At 32.9% G+C, this 17,641-nt stretch carries 17 protein-coding genes, 1 tRNA gene and 1 pseudogene; 10 read left to right on the top strand and 9 right to left on the bottom strand.

All coding sequences use genetic code 11. The annotated features are described in order from the left end of the window. The 5 genes from VGE71_RS20045 to dnaA form a co-directional block, all read right to left on the bottom strand. The coding region (locus VGE71_RS20045; protein WP_331139880.1) for an aminotransferase class I/II-fold pyridoxal phosphate-dependent enzyme at positions 1-756 on the bottom strand (756 nt) is incomplete at its 3' end. Further along, positions 749-1,255, bottom strand: a complete 507-nt coding sequence (locus tag VGE71_RS20040; RefSeq protein WP_331139879.1) for an energy transducer TonB — start codon at positions 1,253-1,255, stop codon at positions 749-751. The genes VGE71_RS20040 and VGE71_RS20045, both read right to left, overlap by 8 nt. A 13-nt stretch (positions 1,256-1,268) precedes the next feature. Continuing rightward, complete coding sequence (locus VGE71_RS20035; protein ID WP_223703997.1) at positions 1,269-1,982, bottom strand: SAM-dependent methyltransferase; 714 nt, start codon at positions 1,980-1,982, stop codon at positions 1,269-1,271. A gap of 61 nt (positions 1,983-2,043) precedes the next feature. Beyond that, a complete protein-coding gene (locus VGE71_RS20030) occupies positions 2,044-2,511 on the bottom strand; it encodes a low molecular weight protein-tyrosine-phosphatase (protein WP_331139878.1) in 468 nt (155 codons plus the stop codon). Positions 2,512-2,519: 8 nt separating this feature from the next. Continuing rightward, positions 2,520-3,947: a chromosomal replication initiator protein DnaA gene (gene dnaA, locus VGE71_RS20025; RefSeq protein WP_095931847.1), complete on the bottom strand. Its 1,428-nt coding sequence runs from the start codon at positions 3,945-3,947 to the stop codon at positions 2,520-2,522. A 188-nt stretch (positions 3,948-4,135) separates the two neighbouring features. Here dnaA and VGE71_RS20020 point away from each other — a divergent pair, with 188 nt between their 5' ends. Further along, entirely contained in the window at positions 4,136-4,540 is a 405-nt protein-coding gene (locus VGE71_RS20020) for an acyl-CoA thioesterase (RefSeq protein ID WP_111289216.1), read from the top strand. A gap of 31 nt (positions 4,541-4,571) precedes the next feature. On the opposite strand, the gene VGE71_RS20015 is transcribed toward VGE71_RS20020, so the two are convergent. From VGE71_RS20015 to ribD, 3 genes are all read right to left on the bottom strand, one after another. Further along, positions 4,572-5,204: a YigZ family protein gene (locus VGE71_RS20015; RefSeq protein ID WP_331139877.1), complete on the bottom strand. Its 633-nt coding sequence runs from the start codon at positions 5,202-5,204 to the stop codon at positions 4,572-4,574. 114 nt (positions 5,205-5,318) lie between these two features. Then, the gene (locus VGE71_RS20010) at positions 5,319-5,921 is read right to left on the bottom strand and encodes an HAD family phosphatase (protein ID WP_331139876.1); all 603 of its coding nucleotides are present in this window, start codon (positions 5,919-5,921) and stop codon (positions 5,319-5,321) included. Then, the gene (ribD, locus tag VGE71_RS20005; RefSeq protein WP_331139875.1) at positions 5,914-6,960 is read right to left on the bottom strand and encodes a bifunctional diaminohydroxyphosphoribosylaminopyrimidine deaminase/5-amino-6-(5-phosphoribosylamino)uracil reductase RibD; all 1,047 of its coding nucleotides are present in this window, start codon (positions 6,958-6,960) and stop codon (positions 5,914-5,916) included. Before ribD ends, VGE71_RS20010 begins: the two co-directional genes overlap by 8 nt. 131 nt (positions 6,961-7,091) lie before the next feature. Between ribD and VGE71_RS20000 the strand changes: the two genes are divergently transcribed. Further along, positions 7,092-7,577, top strand: a complete 486-nt coding sequence (locus VGE71_RS20000) for a GNAT family N-acetyltransferase (protein ID WP_331139882.1) — start codon at positions 7,092-7,094, stop codon at positions 7,575-7,577. Between the two features lie 76 nt (positions 7,578-7,653). After that, a pseudogene (gene prmC, locus VGE71_RS19995) lies at positions 7,654-8,517 on the top strand (peptide chain release factor N(5)-glutamine methyltransferase); the annotation flags it as partial. A gap of 71 nt (positions 8,518-8,588) precedes the next feature. On the opposite strand, the gene VGE71_RS19990 reads toward prmC, so the two are convergent. Continuing rightward, positions 8,589-9,833 (bottom strand): ABC transporter permease, encoded by a 1,245-nt coding sequence (locus VGE71_RS19990; RefSeq protein ID WP_331139874.1) that lies wholly within the window; start codon positions 9,831-9,833, stop codon positions 8,589-8,591. Positions 9,834-10,056: 223 nt separating this feature from the next. Here VGE71_RS19990 and hisS point away from each other — a divergent pair, with 223 nt between their 5' ends. The 7 genes from hisS (at position 10,057) to VGE71_RS19955 (ending at position 17,641) form a co-directional block, all read left to right on the top strand. Then, on the top strand, positions 10,057-11,481 hold the full coding sequence (gene hisS / locus VGE71_RS19985) for a histidine--tRNA ligase (RefSeq protein ID WP_331139873.1): 1,425 nt from the start codon (positions 10,057-10,059) through the stop codon (positions 11,479-11,481). Between the two features lie 166 nt (positions 11,482-11,647). After that, positions 11,648-11,718 (top strand) — tRNA-Trp (locus tag VGE71_RS19980). A 330-nt stretch (positions 11,719-12,048) separates the two neighbouring features. Beyond that, entirely contained in the window at positions 12,049-12,627 is a 579-nt protein-coding gene (locus VGE71_RS19975; protein WP_184159789.1) for a nucleotide exchange factor GrpE, read from the top strand. A gap of 71 nt (positions 12,628-12,698) precedes the next feature. After that, positions 12,699-13,808 (top strand): molecular chaperone DnaJ, encoded by a 1,110-nt coding sequence (gene dnaJ, locus VGE71_RS19970; RefSeq protein WP_331139872.1) that lies wholly within the window; start codon positions 12,699-12,701, stop codon positions 13,806-13,808. Between the two features lie 156 nt (positions 13,809-13,964). Continuing rightward, complete coding sequence (locus VGE71_RS19965) at positions 13,965-14,909, top strand: ATP-binding cassette domain-containing protein (RefSeq protein WP_331139871.1); 945 nt, start codon at positions 13,965-13,967, stop codon at positions 14,907-14,909. 68 nt (positions 14,910-14,977) lie between these two features. After that, complete coding sequence (locus VGE71_RS19960; protein WP_331139870.1) at positions 14,978-16,294, top strand: ABC transporter permease; 1,317 nt, start codon at positions 14,978-14,980, stop codon at positions 16,292-16,294. Positions 16,295-16,477: 183 nt separating this feature from the next. After that, on the top strand, positions 16,478-17,641 hold the full coding sequence (locus VGE71_RS19955; protein WP_331139869.1) for a sigma-54 dependent transcriptional regulator: 1,164 nt from the start codon (positions 16,478-16,480) through the stop codon (positions 17,639-17,641).

Genomic DNA, 17,641 nt, shown 5'->3' with positions numbered 1-17,641 from the left:
TACTTTTTTGATTTCTTTCATTAAATGTTCTGGTGCAATCGTGTAACCAATTTTCCAGCCTGTAATATGAAAAGATTTTCCGAAAGAAGAAACCATAATACAACGATCTAAAAGAAAATCTTTGGTATGAGCTGAAATATGTTTTTCTTCAAAAGTGATGTATTCGTAAACTTCATCAGACAAAATGATGATGTCTGGATATTTTTCTAGAAGATTTTTTAACTGAATAAAATCATTTTTGGTTAAAATTTTTCCAGTTGGATTATGCGGATTATTGATAATCATCATTCTGGTTTTTCCATAACATGCTTTTTCAATTCTATCCCAATTTGGAGTATAATCGTCATTTAATGCTACTCGAACGGGTTTTGCTTTGCATAGTAAAACAGGAGATTCATAAGAATCGTAACTCGGATCAAGAATAATTACTTCGTCATTTTCTTTTACTAAAGCCAAAATAGTGGTGAAAATTCCTTGTGTTGCGCCAGCTGTAACTAAAAGTTCTGTATCAGGATTGATTGTTCTATTGTAAGAACTCTGAGTTAATTGAGCAATTTTGTTCATCAAAGGCGGATAACCTGCCATTGGTGTATATTGATGAACGTTTTCTTTTGATAATCTTGCAACGATATCGGTCAGTCTTTCATCAACAGGAAAGTTTGGAAATCCCTGAGAAAGATTTATCGCATTATATTCAGCTGCCATTTTTGACATTACCGTAAATATGCTTGTAGTTACGTTTGGAAGTTTACTCATGATTTGTATTTATTGGGATCGTTAAATAGTAGCGAACTCTTACAAGTGAGTCATTTTGCTTACCAGGAAACCATTTTGGACATTTTTTCAAAATACGAATTGTTTCGTTTCCTGTGCCAAATCCTATATCTCTTGTGATTTTTATATCACTGAGATTGCCGTCTTTTTCTACTATAAAATTTACGTTGACTTGCCCTAATAATCCTTCTTCTTCAGGGTATTTAAAATTTTGTCTAATAAATTTATGAAGCTTTACAATTCCTCCTTCAAAATCAGGTTTTACATCTATTGAGTCAATATCGTATATTGTGGTGTCTTCTTTTATTTGAACGATATCATTATCAATAGTTGGTTTAATTTCAGAAACAGATTCTTCATTAAGATTTCTATCAATAATACTTTTTTCTGTTTTATTATCCTTTGAAACTTTAGGTTCTGTTGCAGAATTACATTGTGTGAAGCAGATCAAAATCAATATTAAAATTAGAGACTTTTTCATAATCTAAAATCAATTACATTTTATGAATAATAAAAATCGTAGGACGTTTATCAATATCAATTTTTAATTTTTTCCAATCAGCTACTTTTAAAGTTTTGATAAACTCTGTTGGTAATGTAATATCGGTTGCAATGCAAAGATGAGTTGCAGGACTTAAAATCTGTAAAAGATCTTCAATGAGTTTATTATTTCTATATGGCGTTTCGATGAATAACTGCGATTGATTTTTATCATAAGATAATTTCTCAAAATGACGAATTGCCGATTTTTTCTCGTCTTTATCAATTGGTAAATATCCGTTGAAAGTAAAACTCTGACCATTCATTCCCGAAGCCATCATAGCCAATAGGATAGAAGAAGGTCCAACTAAAGGAACAACCTGAATTCCTTTTTCATGTGCCAGTTTTACAATTACCGCGCCTGGATCTGCAACTCCTGGACAGCCTGCTTCGCTCATTAAACCCATATTTTTTCCTTCCAATAAAGGCTGTATGAAATCTAAATGCTCACTGGTTTCAGTTCTTTTGTTTAAAGTAAAAAGAACGAGTTCAGATTGTTTTTTCTCTGGATAAACTGCTTTTATAGATTTTCTAGCTGTTTTGTCGTTTTCTACAATATAATGGTCGATAACTTCTATCGTTCTTCTAACGGTTTGAGGTAAAACATCCATCGGATCGCTTTCGCCCATTGTTGTTGGAATAAGATATAATTTTCCGAGAAGTTTCATGTGTAAGTATTTAAAATTAAAAAATTCAATTATCTCAGTTTCTGAAACAATTGAATTGAAGTTATGCGTGTTTTTTGATCAATTTATCTGCGATGATATCGGTTACTTCGTCAAGCATTTGATAAACGTTTTCAAATCCGTTTGTAGCACCATAATAAGGATCTGGGACATCTACATTTTCATCTGGAAATAATTCATTCAGAATTAAATGAATTTTAGTTTTGTGTTCTGGTCTTTTAGCCAAGTGACTCACATCGTTGAAATTAGAATTGTCCATTACATAAATGTAATCAAACTCGTCAAAATCACTTGATTTAATTTGTCTTCCTTTTTGCTGACTAATGTTGATGCCGTTTTTTCTGGCTACTTCAATCGAACGTTTGTCTGGACAATGGCCAACATGCCAAGAACCTGTCCCTGCAGAATCGACAAAGAATTTATCTTGAGGTAATTTAGAAGCTAAAATTCCTTCTGCTAAAGGAGATCTACAGATATTCCCTAAACAAACCATTAAGATTTTTACAGGCATGGTACGTCTTAAAGCGTTAGTTTTTTATTGATGTCTTCAACAAACTTTTTAAATTGTTTGTCTGTAGAAACTAAATTGTCAACTGTTTTACAAGCGTGAAGAACCGTTGCGTGATCGCGATCTCCAATTTGCGAACCAATATTTGCTAAAGAAGCTTTAGTAAATTTCTTTGCAAAAAACATGGCTAATTGTCTTGCTTGTACAACGTGCCTCTTTCTTGTTTTAGACTGAAGTGTTTCAATATCTAATTGGAAATAGTCTGAAACGATTTTCTGAATATAATCAATAGAGATTTCTCTCTTTACATTTTTAACAAATTTCTCTACAACGCTTTTCGCTAACTCGATTGTAACTTCTTTTTTGTTGAAAGAAGACTGAGCAATTAAAGAGATAATTGCACCTTCAAGCTCTCTAACATTACTTTTAATGTTACGAGCCACATATTCTAAAATATCTTCTGGCATTTCTACACCATCACGATATAAGATGTTTTTTAAGATTGAAATACGAGTCTCGTAATCAGGTTGGTGTAATTCTGCAGATAATCCCCATTTAAAACGAGACAATAATCTTTGTTCGATATCCTGCATGTCAACAGGAGCTTTGTCTGAAGTTAAGATTACTTGTTTTCCGTTTTGGTGCAAATAGTTGAATATATGGAAGAATACGTCTTGTGTTCCTGATTTTCCAGATAAAAACTGAACGTCATCAATAATCAAAACATCGATTAACTGATAAAAGTGAATAAAATCATTACGATTATTCTTTTTAACAGAATCAATGTATTGTTGCGTGAAAATCTCAGCAGAAATATATAAAACGGTCTTTTCTGGATACTTATCTTTTACTTCTACACCTATAGCATGTGCTAAGTGTGTTTTTCCTAAACCAACTCCTCCAAAAATCAATAACGGATTAAATGAAGTTCCTCCAGGTTTGTTAGCAACCGCCATACCTGCAGAACGAGCCAAACGGTTAGAATCTCCTTCTAAGAAATTGTCAAAACTGTAGTTCGGATTTAACTGAGACTCGATTTTTAAATTTCTAATTCCAGGAATTACAAACGGATTTTTTAGTTCAGGATTTAAGTTTTTAAACGGAGCATCAACCTCTTGTGGTTTCATTGGCACTCTGTTGGCACTTGGCAGCTGCTCGGTAAACGGCTGTTTGTTGCCATAAGTGTTCTCCATTTTAATTTTATAGAGTAACTTTGCGTTTTTTCCCAGTTCTTTGGTAAGCGCAACTTTCAACAATTTTACGTAGTGTTCTTCTAGCCACTCGTAGAAAAATTTACTTGGAACTTGAATATATAATGCGTTGTCGGTTAGCTCAACTGATTTGATTGGCTCAAACCAAGTTTTATATGCTTGGTCTTGAATATTATCCTTTATAAAGGACAAACAGTTTTCCCATACCGATTGAGCAGTTTTAGTCATAGATTCAGATAAATTTTTTATTATTGTTATAAAGATTCTCCTAATAAAAATGGAGCAATTTTATTCCGTATTTCGGGATAACAAATATGTGAACAAATTTCTGTAAAAAAAAATATTTTGGTATCTAATTTTATAAAAAAAAGTTGTAAAAGGGCTTTTTAAATTCGAATTTTTTTAATATTTTATCAATGAAAAATCACCAGACTCAAGTACGAGTTCGTTACTCAGAAACCGACCAAATGGGAGTCGTTTATCACGGAAATTATGTTCCTTATTTTGAAATCGGACGCGTGGAATGGCTTAGAAATAAAGGGGTTTCGTATAAAAGCATGGAAGAAAGCGGAATTGGCCTCCCGATTGTGAACATGAACATAAATTACAAAAAATCGGCGAGATATGATGAACTTTTAACAATTCATACAACTTTCAAAAGTCACTCTTCTGTGAAGATCGAATTTGACTGTGCAATCTATAATGAGGCAAATGAGTTATTAACAACTGCGACATTTATTTTGGTATTTGTAGCGTTAAAAACGGGTCGTCCAACAGCTCCTCCAGACTATATTTTGGAAATATTTAAATCTCTTGAATAATTGTTAAAATGAGTAAGATTTTGATGTTAATTTATACTAATTTAATATCAATTTCGAACATTAAATCAAAAATGCTGAACACAGTTTCGGCATTTTTTTTTCGTGTTTTTGTCACAATTTTTCCAATTGGCAGTCCTGAAATTTCATCCATTTCCATTTCTTGAGACACGATTTCTAATTTTTTTTCTTTGATAACTCGCATTACTTTATTCATGTTTTTGTAATCAAAAGAAATTAAAAATTCGACATCGATTGTTTTTTCAACAATGTCGCAGACTTCTAAAGTCATTTGAGCAGTTGTTCTATAAGCTGCAATCAAACCGCCAACACCTAATTTTACTCCGCCAAAAATACGAACCACCACTACAAGAACGTTGGTTAATCCAAAAGATTGTATTTGTCCGTAAATTGGCGCTCCTGCAGTATTGCTGGGTTCACCGTCATCATTTGCACGATAGGAAATTTTATTTCCAACACCTATTTGGTAGGCATAGCAATAATGTACTGCATGTGGATGTTGTTTTTTGAGGTCTTCAATAATAGGTTTTACTTCATCTTCATGATCTATTGGAAAGGCATAACCAAAGAATTTACTGCCTTTTTCTTTAAACAGTATTTCTTCAGATGCAAAAGCAATAGTTTGATAAGTATCGTTAATTTCCAAAAGCTGTATTCTAAATTCTATTTTATTTTTTTGCGACAGATTAAAGGATTTTAAAGGATTTTTTTTTTGGGGAAATCTGTGTAAATCCTTTAATCTGTGTCTTAATTTTTATTCTTAAAGTATGTTCTTTTTATAAAGATCAACCACATCTTCTTTTCCAACTTGAAGATTCCATACTTTAATTCCTAGGGTTGCGGCGCTGTCTGTGTTTTCTGTTTTGTCATCAACAAACAAAGTGTTTTCTGCAACGAGATTATTTTGTTCTAAAACAAATTCATAGATTTTTGGATCTGGTTTTCTCATTCCGATATCAAACGAAAAATAAACTTTCTCAAAACAAGCATAAAAATCTTTGTAAAAAGAAACGCCACTTTTAGTTTCAAAAGTATTGATATGAATAGAATCGGTATTGCTCAATAAAAACAGGCGGTATTTTTTAGATAATTCCTGAAGAAATTCTAAGCGGTAAAATGGGAAATCAGCTAAAATAGCATTCCAAGCCTTTAGGATATCTTCTTTAGAAGCATTTGGCAATTGTTTTTGAAAACCGCCGATAAAATCTTCTGGCGAAATACCTCCAACTTCAAATGAAAAGTTTAATTGATCAAAGTCAGCATTCCATTCTTTCATTCCCAATTTTTGTAAACCAGAAATGGTGGCAGGTTTATCTAAATTGATAAAAATATCTCCAAAGTCAAAAATTATTGCATCAATCATAATTTCTAATCTGTATTAATTCGTCGTTTAAAATATTGGTTTTTATACTGTTTTTTCTTGAAATAACTGGAGCTTTTGTTCCTTTGTTAAAATCCGTTTTTCCGATAAAAATTCGAGCTTCATCCCAAAGATTTTCATCTATAAAAGATTGTAATGTTTGTTTTCCACCTTCAATAATGATTGATTGAATTTGATGTTGATATAAAACAGCTACTATTTGAGGAATGATATTTTGGTCAAAATCAATTACTTCAAATTGAGTATTCTCTTTTGATGGTTTTGCTGTTTTAGAAAAAATGATGGTTTTTACAGTGTCATCAAAAATAAAACTGTTTTCATCAATTCGATTATTTTGATCAATCACCACTCTTGTCGGATTGTTTCCGTCCCAATCTCGTGCATTCAATTTTGGGTTGTCGTCAACTACAGTTTGTGTTCCAACTAGAATAGCCTGTTCTTCAGTTCGCCATTTATGAACAAGTTGTCTAGAATATGGATTGGTAATCCAAACAGGTTTTCTTTCTTGTCCTAAAACTTTTTCAGGAGACAAAAATCCGTCCTGACTTTCTGCCCATTTCAAGATAATGTAAGGTCTCCTTTTTTGATGAAATGTAAAGAAACGTTTGTTTAATTGGTTGCATTCTTCTTCTAAAACTCCAACAGTAACATTTGCTCCGGCTTCGATTAGTTTTAAAATACCTTTTCCGGCAACTTTTTCGTTTGGATCAACAGTTCCAACAACTACATTCGGAATTTCATTAGCAATAATCAAATCACAACAAGGAGGTGTTTTTCCAAAATGACTGCAAGGTTCCAGGCTTACGTAAATTGTTGCTTTTTTCAGCAATGATTTATCTTTGACAGAATTTACTGCATTAACTTCCGCATGTGGTTCGCCTGCTTTTTTATGCCAACCCTCGCCAATAATTTGCCCATCATAAACAATTACGCTTCCAACCATTGGGTTTGGATATGTCGTTCCAAGCCCATTTTGTGCCAGCTCTATACAGCGTTTTATGTATTTTTCATGTATATTCACAGTGCAAAAGTAATTAATTTTAAAGTTTTTGTCTAATGTCTTAGCTTAAGTTGTGAAACAATCCAGTTAGTTGTGATAGGATCAAAAAACAATATTTACTTTTGTGTTTATAATGATTTAGAATGAAAAAAATGGTAAATTGGCTTATACGAGCAATTGAAAAGGAAGATAATCAATCAGTTGCAAGTTTAATCAGATCGGTTTTTGATGAAATGGAAATACCAAAAGTAGGAACTGCGTATGAAGATCCTTATTTGGATTTAATGTTTGAAGAGTACAGCAAAGCGAAATCTATATATTTTGTTGTTGAAAGTGATGGAGAAATTGTAGGGTGTGCGGGAATTGCGCCTCTGGAGAATGGCGATCCAAAAATTTGTGAATTGCAAAAAATGTATTTTTTGCCCAAAACAAGAGGTTTAGGAATTGGAGCCAAATTAATGGAAAAATGTTTGGAACAAGCGAAAACTTTTGGGTTTGAAAAATGTTATATAGAAACTATGCCTTTTATGCATGCTGCGCAAAAGTTGTATAAAAAATCTGGATTTGAATATTTAGACGCTCCAATGGGAGCAACCGGGCATAATTCTTGCCCTGTTTGGATGTTGAAAGTTTTGTAGAAAAGATGTAACAAATCTTAACAAACGAGACTTATTGGAGTGAAAAATCAGTGCATGCTGATAACATAATGTTCAAAAATATCAAATGAAAATTAAACAATACCGTACTCAATTTATAAAAGAATTATCGCCTTTTTACGATGCGTACGAAGCGGAGAGTTTTTTTTATTTAGTTCTGGAAGACAAACATAAACTTCGTCAGATTGATTTAGCATTAAATCATGAATTGATGTTTGAAGAGAATGATTTTATTATATGGGATGAAATCTTAAAACATTTAAAAAATGAAGTTCCAATTCAGTATTTACTGGGTAAAACACATTTTTATGGTTTAGATTTTGAAGTAAATGAAAATGTTTTAATTCCAAGACCAGAAACAGAGGAATTGGTAGAATGGATTATCAATGAAAATGCAAGTCCAGATAAATCAAAGAAAATAAAGATTCTGGATATCGGAACTGGAAGTGGCTGTATTGCTATTTCTCTAGCAAAAAATCTTCCAAATGCAGAAGTGGTAGCTATCGATGTTTCTAAAAAAGCTATTGAAACGGCAAAAAGAAATGCTGTTAGAAATAATGTTGATGTGACTTTTGTGCTTTTAGATATTTTAGAGACAGAACAACTGAGATGTAATTTTGATATTATAGTTTCTAATCCGCCTTATGTCAGAAATTTAGAAAAGGAAGAAATCAAAAAAAATGTTTTGGATTACGAACCTCATTTGGCACTTTTTGTTGAAGATAATGATGCTTTGATTTTCTACAGAAAAATTGCAGAACTGGCAAAAAAAGGTCTTTTCGAAAAAGGAAAATTGTATTTTGAAATCAACCAATATCTTGGAAAAGAAATGATTGATTTATTAGAAAATATGGATTTTAAAAATGTCGAATTGCGAAAAGATATTTACGATAATGATCGTATGTTGAAAGGGCATGTTTGATAGTTTTCAGTCTTCAGTCTCAGTTTTCAGTGGTCTACTGCGACTGAAAACTGAAAACTGCGACTAAATAATTATTCGTAACGCAAAGCTTCGATAGGATCTAACTTTGAGGCTTTAATTGCTGGATACAAACCAGAAACGATAGCCACCATAAAACTTGTGCCAAAAGCGATCAGAATCGCTACCCATGGAATTACAAATGTAAATTTCATAGCGCTTGCTATTCCAAATCCCATAAGCATACCTAGAATAATTCCAACAAGACCTCCAATTTGCCCGATTAGTAAAGTTTCAATAAAAAATTGAAAAGCAACGGTTGATCTTTTTGCTCCTAAAGCTTTGCGAACACCAATTTCTCGAGTACGTTCTGTAACCGAAACAATCATAATATTCATTAAAGCAATAGATGATCCTAAAATGGTAATAATGCTAATAATGGCCGAAGCCCAATCAAGATATTGTGTAATTCCTAAAATTCTATTTATTAAATCGTCGCTTCTGCCAATTCCAAAATTATTATCTCGCACAGGACTTAATTTACGAACTCTTCGCATGGTGCTTGTTGCATTGTCAATAGCTTGATCTAAAACTTCTTTTTTAGAAACCATGACACTTATGGTATAATTGATATTTGGCGCAGTAAATAAAGATCTCGCTACCTGAATCGGAATTAAAACACGTAAATCCTGACTGTTTCCAAAAGTGGAACCTTTTTCTTTTAAAACTCCAATGACTTTAAATCTGGCACCTCGAATTGAAATTATTTTGTCAATAGGATTGACATCTTTTAATAAGCCTTTTTCAAAATCAGAACCTACAACGCAAGAATAAGTGTTGTTTTCAATATCGAATTGATTAAATGAACGTCCTAATGTAGTTTCTAAACCAGAGTTTGAAATAAAATGCTCGTCAACACCTACAACTTTAATCTCAGGATCTGTTTTAGTGTCTAAATATTTTACTTCGGCTTTTGAAGTAGCTGTAAATGAAAGAGAAGTTTCTGTAAAAGGATATTTGTATTTGTTTTTGAAAGCAACAGCTTCTGGATAAGAAATAATTGGGTTTACAATTTCACGTTCATTTCCGCCACGGTTTTTAATATTGTTTTCGTACTGATTGATGTTGAAAGTATTGGCTCCCATTGATGCAAAATTGGTTGAAACAGTGTTTTCAAGTGCTGTAACAACAGTTAGAATTCCAACTAAAGCGGTAATTCCAATAGCGATAATTAAAACGGTAAGAACAGTACGCAGAATTTGGGTTTTGATGGAACCAAACGCAATTCGGATATTTTCTTTAAATAATTTTAGCATCATGACCAATTTGTCACGAAAATACGGTTTTTGTTACAAGTTTGTTTTCGAAGTGTTATTATTTATTTTAAAAAGTAAGATATTTGCAGGCGATTTTAAATTAAGTCGAAAGTTGGAAATTCGTAAAGACGAAGTGTGAATCAACAAAAAAACAATATTAAAGGTTTTGTATTTTAGTTTCAAAAAAATCTAAAATCTAAAATCAACAATCTAAAATAAAAAGAAGATGGCTTCAAAACCAAGCGTACCGAAAGGAACAAGAGATTTTTCACCTACAGAGGTGTCAAAACGCCAGTATATTATTCAAACAATAAAAAGTAACTTTGAGAAATTTGGTTTCCAGCCAATCGAGACGCCTTCTTTTGAAAACTCAGATACTTTATTGGGGAAATATGGAGAAGAAGGAGATCGCTTGATTTTTAAAATTTTAAATTCGGGTAACTTTTTCTATGATAAAAAGAAAATTGAATTGCCAGGATCAATTGAAGAATTGCAAATGAATTCTGCTCAAACAATTACTTTAGAACAAAGAATTGAGTTGAATAAATTCACGGAAAAAATTTCTGAGAAAGCATTGCGTTACGATTTGACAGTTCCGTTTGCAAGATATGTGGTGCAACACCAAAGCGAAATTGAATTTCCATTTAAAAGATACCAAATCCAACCTGTTTGGAGAGCAGATAATCCACAAAATGGTCGTTATAGGGAATTTTTTCAATGCGATGCCGATGTTGTGGGTTCAAAATCGCTATGGCAAGAAGTTGAGCTGGTTCAATTGTACGATACTGTTTTTACCGCTTTAGGTTTAGAAGGTGTTACAATTAAAATCAACAACAGAAAAATTTTATCTGGAATTGCCGAGGTAATTGGTGCTTCAGATAAATTAATCGATTTTACAGTTGCGCTGGATAAATTAGATAAAATTGGAGAAGATGGCGTAAAGAAAGAAATGATCGAAAAAGGAATTTCTGAAGAAGCTTTGGTAAAAGTACAGCCACTTTTTAGTTTCTCAGGAACTTTTGCAGATAAAATCAATCAGCTTTCAGAATTGTTGTCTTCATCAGAAGAAGGGATGAAAGGCGTTGAAGAATTAAAATTCATTTGCGACAATGTGGCCGATTTAGGTTTGTCAACTGCAATTTTAGATTTGGATGTGACTTTGGCTCGTGGTCTTAATTATTATACTGGAGCTATTTTTGAAGTTGCAGCACCAAAAACGGTTTCAATGGGCTCTATTGGCGGCGGTGGAAGATACGACGATTTGACTGGTATTTTTGGCTTGAAAAATATGAGTGGTGTTGGAATTTCTTTTGGTTTAGATAGAATCTATTTAGTTTTAGAGAAATTGGAATTGTTTCCAGAAACAGTTGTGGCTACTTCAAAAGCAATATTTTTAAATTTTGGAGACAAAGAAGCGTTGTATGCTTCAAAAGCGATTCAGAAATTAAGAAAAGAAAATATAAAAGTAGAATTGTATCCTGACAATGTAAAGGTGGGGAAACAATTTCAATATGCAGACAAACGTTTGATTCCATTTGCGGTAATTGCTGGAGATCAGGAAATTGCATCGAATACTTTTGCGCTTAAAAATTTAGTGACAGGAGAGCAGGTTTCTGTTGATTTTGACGGATTAAAGAATGCTTTATTGTAAACTTTAAAGGCAAGTCTAACTAGAGATAAAAAAAGTTTTAGTTAAAATCAATAGATTAAGTTTTGATTCTTAATTAGATAGGTTTTATAAGGTTTTAAAACTTTTTAAATCTGCGTGAAATAGTTGCGGGACAAGAAAAAATGCTTTTAATTTGCCACCTCAAGTTACGGGCGTAGTTCAAGGGTAGAATAGCGGTCTCCAAAACCGTTGATGGGGGTTCGAATCCCTCCGCCCGTGCAAAAAATAAATGACAACTTTGTCATAATAAAAAAGCTCAAACATAAAAAAAAGCTTCGTCTCTATAGGCGAAGCTTTTTTTAATATAAGGTAAATTTGAATTAATAATTATTTTGAGGCCGAGGCCAACCCTTAAATTCAATTTTGGTGGTAATAATTTATTCTTTTATGCTATCAAAGATAAAATAACTATAACGTAATAGTCTTAAAATTATACTAAATTTTAATTGGCTATTTTTGTTTTTTAAAAGTCTCATAATTAATAAAGTGACAATTTGACATTTTACAAGATTTGGCAGTACTTTTGCAATCCAACAAAAAGAAATAAAAATGAAGTTTAAAAATATTTTTAAAAATAAAAGTAATATGACTACGGAAAATACAGAATTCGATCAGGAATTAGATGATGCAACGATAGAGACTAACGCTAATGGAGAGCAGTTAATTGTTGAAGAATTAAGTGTTGAAGAGCAATTGGCTCAAGACTTGGCTAAAGAAAAAGATAAGTTTTTGAGATTATTCGCCGAATTTGAAAATTACAAAAAAAGAACTTCAAAAGAGCGTCTTGAATTATTTAAAACAGCAAACCAAGAAGTTTTATTGGCAATGCTTCCAGTTTTAGATGATTTTGACAGAGCTGCAGTAGAAATCAACAAATCTGACGACGAAAACCTTAAAAAAGGTGTAGAGTTGATTCATGAAAAATTGAAAAACACTTTAGTTTCTAAAGGTTTAGAGCAAGTTGAAATTCAGGCAGGAGATGCTTTCAATGCTGATATCGCTGAGGCAATTACCCAAATTCCAGCTCCGTCTGACAAATTAAAAGGGAAAATTGTAGATGTTATTGAAAAAGGATACAAATTAGGAGACAAAATTATTCGTTTCCCTAAAGTTGTTGTTGGAAACTAAAAAATGCAAATTAAGAATTTCAAATTCATTTTGGATTTTGGAATTTTTAAGATTTGGAATTTGATTCAATTATGAAAAAAGATTTTTACGAAATACTAGGCATTTCAAAAAATGCTGATGCTGCCGAAATTAAAAAAGCATACAGAAAAAGTGCTTTAAAATACCACCCTGATAAAAACCCAGGCGACAAAGAGGCAGAAGAAAACTTCAAATTGGCAGCAGAAGCTTATGAAGTTTTAAGTGATCCGCAGAAAAAAGCGAAATACGATCAATATGGTCATCAAGCATTTGATGGTTCTGGCGGATTTGGTGGTGGTCACGGCGGTATGAATATGGATGACATTTTCAGCCAATTTGGTGATATTTTTGGTGGCGGATTTGGCGGTTTCGGAGGCGGAGGCGGAGGTCCTCGTCGTGCTAAAGGAAGCAATCTTCGAATTAAAGTGAAATTGACTTTAGAGGAAATTGCAAATGGAGTAGAGAAAAAAGTAAAAGTAAAACGTAAAGTTCAGGCAAAAGGTGTAACGTACAAAACTTGTACGACTTGTAATGGTCAAGGTCAAGTAATGCGTGTAACCAATACCATTTTAGGAAGAATGCAATCTGCATCTACTTGTCCTACTTGTGGTGGTTCTGGCCAGATTTTAGATAAAAAACCTTCTGAAGCAGATTCACAAGGAATGGTTCAGGAAGACGAAACTGTATCAATCAAAATTCCTGCTGGAGTTGTTGACGGAATGCAGTTAAAAGTGGCTAACAAAGGTAACGATGCACCAGGAAACAGTATTCCTGGAGATTTAATTGTTGCGATTGAAGAAATTGAGCACGAATTCTTGAAACGTGAAGGTGAAAATGTTCACTTCGATTTATATATCAGTTTCCCTGAAGCTGTTTTGGGAGCTTCAAAAGATATCGAAGCGATCAACGGAAAAGTTCGTATTAAATTAGAAGAAGGAATTCAGTCTGGAAAAATCTTAAGATTGAAAGGAAAAGGAATTCCAAGTTTAAATGGTTACGGAAGTGGTGATTTACTAGTTCATGTTAACGTTTGGACTCCAAAAACATTAAATAAAGAACAAAAACAATTCTTTGAAAATGCCTTAACTGATGAGCATTTTGCTCCAAGTCCAGAAAAATCAGAGAAATCATTCTTTGAAAAAGTAAAAGATATGTTTTCATAAGCTAAACTTTTTAAAAGTAATATATCAAAAACCCATTCCAACATAAATTGGAATGGGTTTTTTGCGTTATATGACACAATTTCGCTTCGAATTATTTACTTTTACAGTCGCTGAGTCTTAACAGGCTAAGTAACGCAGTAAATCCTTAAAAATAACATGAGCAACTTACTTGAAGTACGTAACGTCGTAAAACAATACGGCGATTATGTAGCGCTTAACGAAGTTTCATTAAATGTGCCCAAAGGCAGTATATATGGACTTTTAGGTCCGAATGGAGCTGGAAAAACTTCTCTTATCAGAATCATAAACCAAATTACAATGCCCGATAGTGGCGAAATAATTTTGGATGGTGAAAAACTACAACCCAAACACGTACAAACTATCGGATACCTTCCAGAAGAAAGAGGTTTGTATAGCTCTATGAAAGTGGGCGAGCAGTGTTTGTATTTGGCTCAGATGAAAGGACTTTCTAAAACTGAAGCTAAAAAACAATTGGATTATTGGTTTGATCGTTTGGGAATTCAAGGTTGGTGGAATAAGAAAATCCAAGAACTTTCTAAAGGAATGGCACAGAAAATCCAATTTGTGGTTTGCGTATTGCATAAACCAAAACTGCTGATTTTAGATGAACCTTTCTCCGGATTTGATCCAGTTAATGCTAATATTATTAAAGATGAAATTTTGGCATTAAAAGAACAAGGTTCAACCATTATTTTCTCTACACATAGAATGGAAAGTGTAGAAGAACTTTGCGAAAATATTGCTTTAATTCATAAATCAAATAAACTGATTGAAGGAAAAGTAGGTGATGTAAAACGCCAGTTTCGAACTCATAGTTTTGAAGTAGGAATTTTGACGAATAATGTTGAAGGTCTGATGTATGATATTACACAAAAATTTACTGTTTCTCCTGCCAGTTTTAAATCTTTAAATGATGATTTGAAATTGAATATCGAAATTGGAAATGCGTCGCCAAATGAGTTGTTGCATCTTCTAACGCAACGCGGGCAAGTAACACATTTTGTGGAGAAAATTCCAAGTATAAACGATATTTTTATTCAGACAGTTACTGAAAACAAAAAGTTAAATTCCAATAATTAAATTCCAAAATCCAAATTTATACTTTGAAGTGGAATTTGGAATTTAGAATTTGAAATTTAAAAATATTTATGAGTATTATTTCATTAATTATAAAAAGAGAATTTATTGCCAAAGTGCGCAATAAATCTTTTGTTGTCATGACTTTTTTGAGTCCGCTTTTGTTTGTGGCGATAGCGGTTTTTATTGGCTATTTAAGTTCAATGAAGGCAGAGACCAAACGCATTGCAATTCATGACGAAACAGGACTTTTTGCTTCCGATTTTTTAAAGGAAAATAAAAAAGGAGCCGAGTTTAAGTATTACAATTTATCAGAAGTTGAGATTGCAGTTTTAAAAGATAGTATTGCAAAAGAGAGTTTTAATGGTTTGATTGTTATTCCGAAAACGGAAAATATTAACGATTTAGGAGGCAAGGTTGAATTTATATCCAATGACAGCCCGAGTATTTCTTTTATCGAAAGTACACAGGATGTTATTGCTTCAAAAATTACAAAATTAAATTTAGAAAGGTTAAAACTAGATACTTTGGCAATTCAGAAAGCGCAATCAAATGTCAATATTCATTTGGTAAAAGCTTCTGGAGAAGAAAGTTTGAAAGGTTTAAATGAAATTAAAATCGGAATTGGGGGAGCTTTTGGTTACTTGATTATGATGTTTATTATCATTTACGGAAACATGGTAATGCGAAGCGTAATTGAAGAAAAAACAAACCGAATTATCGAAATTATTATTTCATCAGTGAAACCATTTCAATTAATGATTGGAAAAATTGTTGGAACTTCATTGGCTGGAATTTTACAATTTATGATCTGGGCGATTATTGGTTTAGGATTAATGTTTGCGGCTTCTGCTTTTTTTGGAGTAAATGTGGGGCCATCAGCCAGAATTTCACCAGAAATGATGCATTCTGCTGAGCAACAATTTTCAGGTTCAGCTCAAATGTATATTGCAGAATTATGGAATCTGCCAATTGCAAGTATTATAATTGGTTTTGTAGTTTATTTTATTGGAGGATATTTTTTATATAGTTCATTTTACGCTGCAATTGGAGCGGCTGTTGACAATCAAACCGATTCGCAGCAATTTTTACTGCCAATTATAATGCCTTTGATTTTAAGTGTTTATATCGGATTTTTTACAGTTGTAAATGATCCACACGGAACAATTGCTGTAGCGTTTTCAATGATTCCATTAACATCGCCAATCGTAATGTTAATGCGTATTCCGTTTGGTGTGCCGTGGTGGCAAATCGCAATTTCGGTATCATTATTGTTTGCTACCTTTTTCCTTGTAGTTTGGTTCGCAGCCAAAATTTACCGCGTAGGTATTTTAATGTACGGCAAAAAACCAAGCTGGAAAGAATTGTATAAATGGCTTAAATATTAATTTTTGAAGGGGCAAAGGTTCAGAGCGGCAAAGGAACAAAGGTTTTTACTTTGTGATTAGAAACCTCAGATACTTTATACCCTAGAAAAAAGATTGTATAACAATAGTTCAAAGGTACAAAGCGACAAAGATTTTTAAACTTTGTACCTTTGTGCCTTTGCAACTTTGAACCTTTAAAAAAGAATGAGTAAAATACTAATTATCGAAGACGAAGCAGCGATCAGAAGGGTTTTGGTAAAAATATTATCAGAAGAAAATGATTCGTATCAAGTTGATGAAGCTGAAGATGGTGTAGCAGGACTTGAAAAAATAAAAAACAACGATTATGATTTGGTTTTGTGCGATATCAAAATGCCAAAAATGGACGGTGTTGAGGTTTTAGAAGAAGTAAAAAAGATAAAACCGGAAATTCCGATGGTTATGATTTCGGGACATGGCGACATGGAAACGGCAATTCAGACAATGCGTTTAGGTGCTTTTGATTATATTTCGAAACCGCCAGATTTGAATCGTTTGCTGAATACGGTTCGTAATGCTTTGGATAAAAAACAATTAGTAGTTGAAAATAAAATCCTAAAGAAAAAAGTCAGCAAAAATTACGAAATGATTGGTGAGAGCGAATCGATTAATCATATTAAAGTAATGATTGACAAAGTAGCGCCAACCGAAGCAAGAGTTCTAATTACGGGACCAAACGGAACCGGAAAAGAATTAGTTGCCCACCAATTACACGAAAAAAGTGAACGTTCTAGTTTTCCTTTAATTGAAGTAAACTGTGCTGCAATTCCGAGTGAATTGATTGAAAGTGAATTGTTCGGGCACGTAAAAGGTGCTTTTACATCGGCAGTGAAAGATCGTGCCGGAAAGTTTGAAGCAGCTGATAAAGGAACTATTTTCTTAGATGAAATAGGCGATATGAGTCTTTCGGCGCAAGCCAAAGTTTTAAGAGCACTTCAAGAAAGTATGATTACAAGAGTAGGTGCAGATAAAGATATTAAAGTTGATGTTCGTGTTGTTGCGGCAACGAATAAGGATTTAAAAACAGAAATTGCCGAAGGTCGTTTCCGTGAAGATTTATACCATCGTTTGGCTGTAATTTTGATAAAAGTTCCGCCTTTGAATGAAAGACGTGATGATATTCCGGCTTTGATAAGACATTTTACAGAGAAAATTGCTTCAGAACAAGGAAATGCCGTTAAAGCATTTTCAGCGCAAGCAATACAATTATTACAAGAATACGATTGGACAGGAAATATTCGTGAACTTCGAAATGTGGTAGAAAGACTTATTATTTTGGGAGGAAACGAAATCTCTGAAACAGATGTTAAGCTGTTTGCAAGTAAATAA

It is taken from the genome of Flavobacterium sp., from assembly GCF_036405015.1.
Lineage (GTDB): Bacteria > Bacteroidota > Bacteroidia > Flavobacteriales > Flavobacteriaceae > Flavobacterium.
This window is presented reverse-complemented; position numbering and strand designations above follow the sequence as displayed.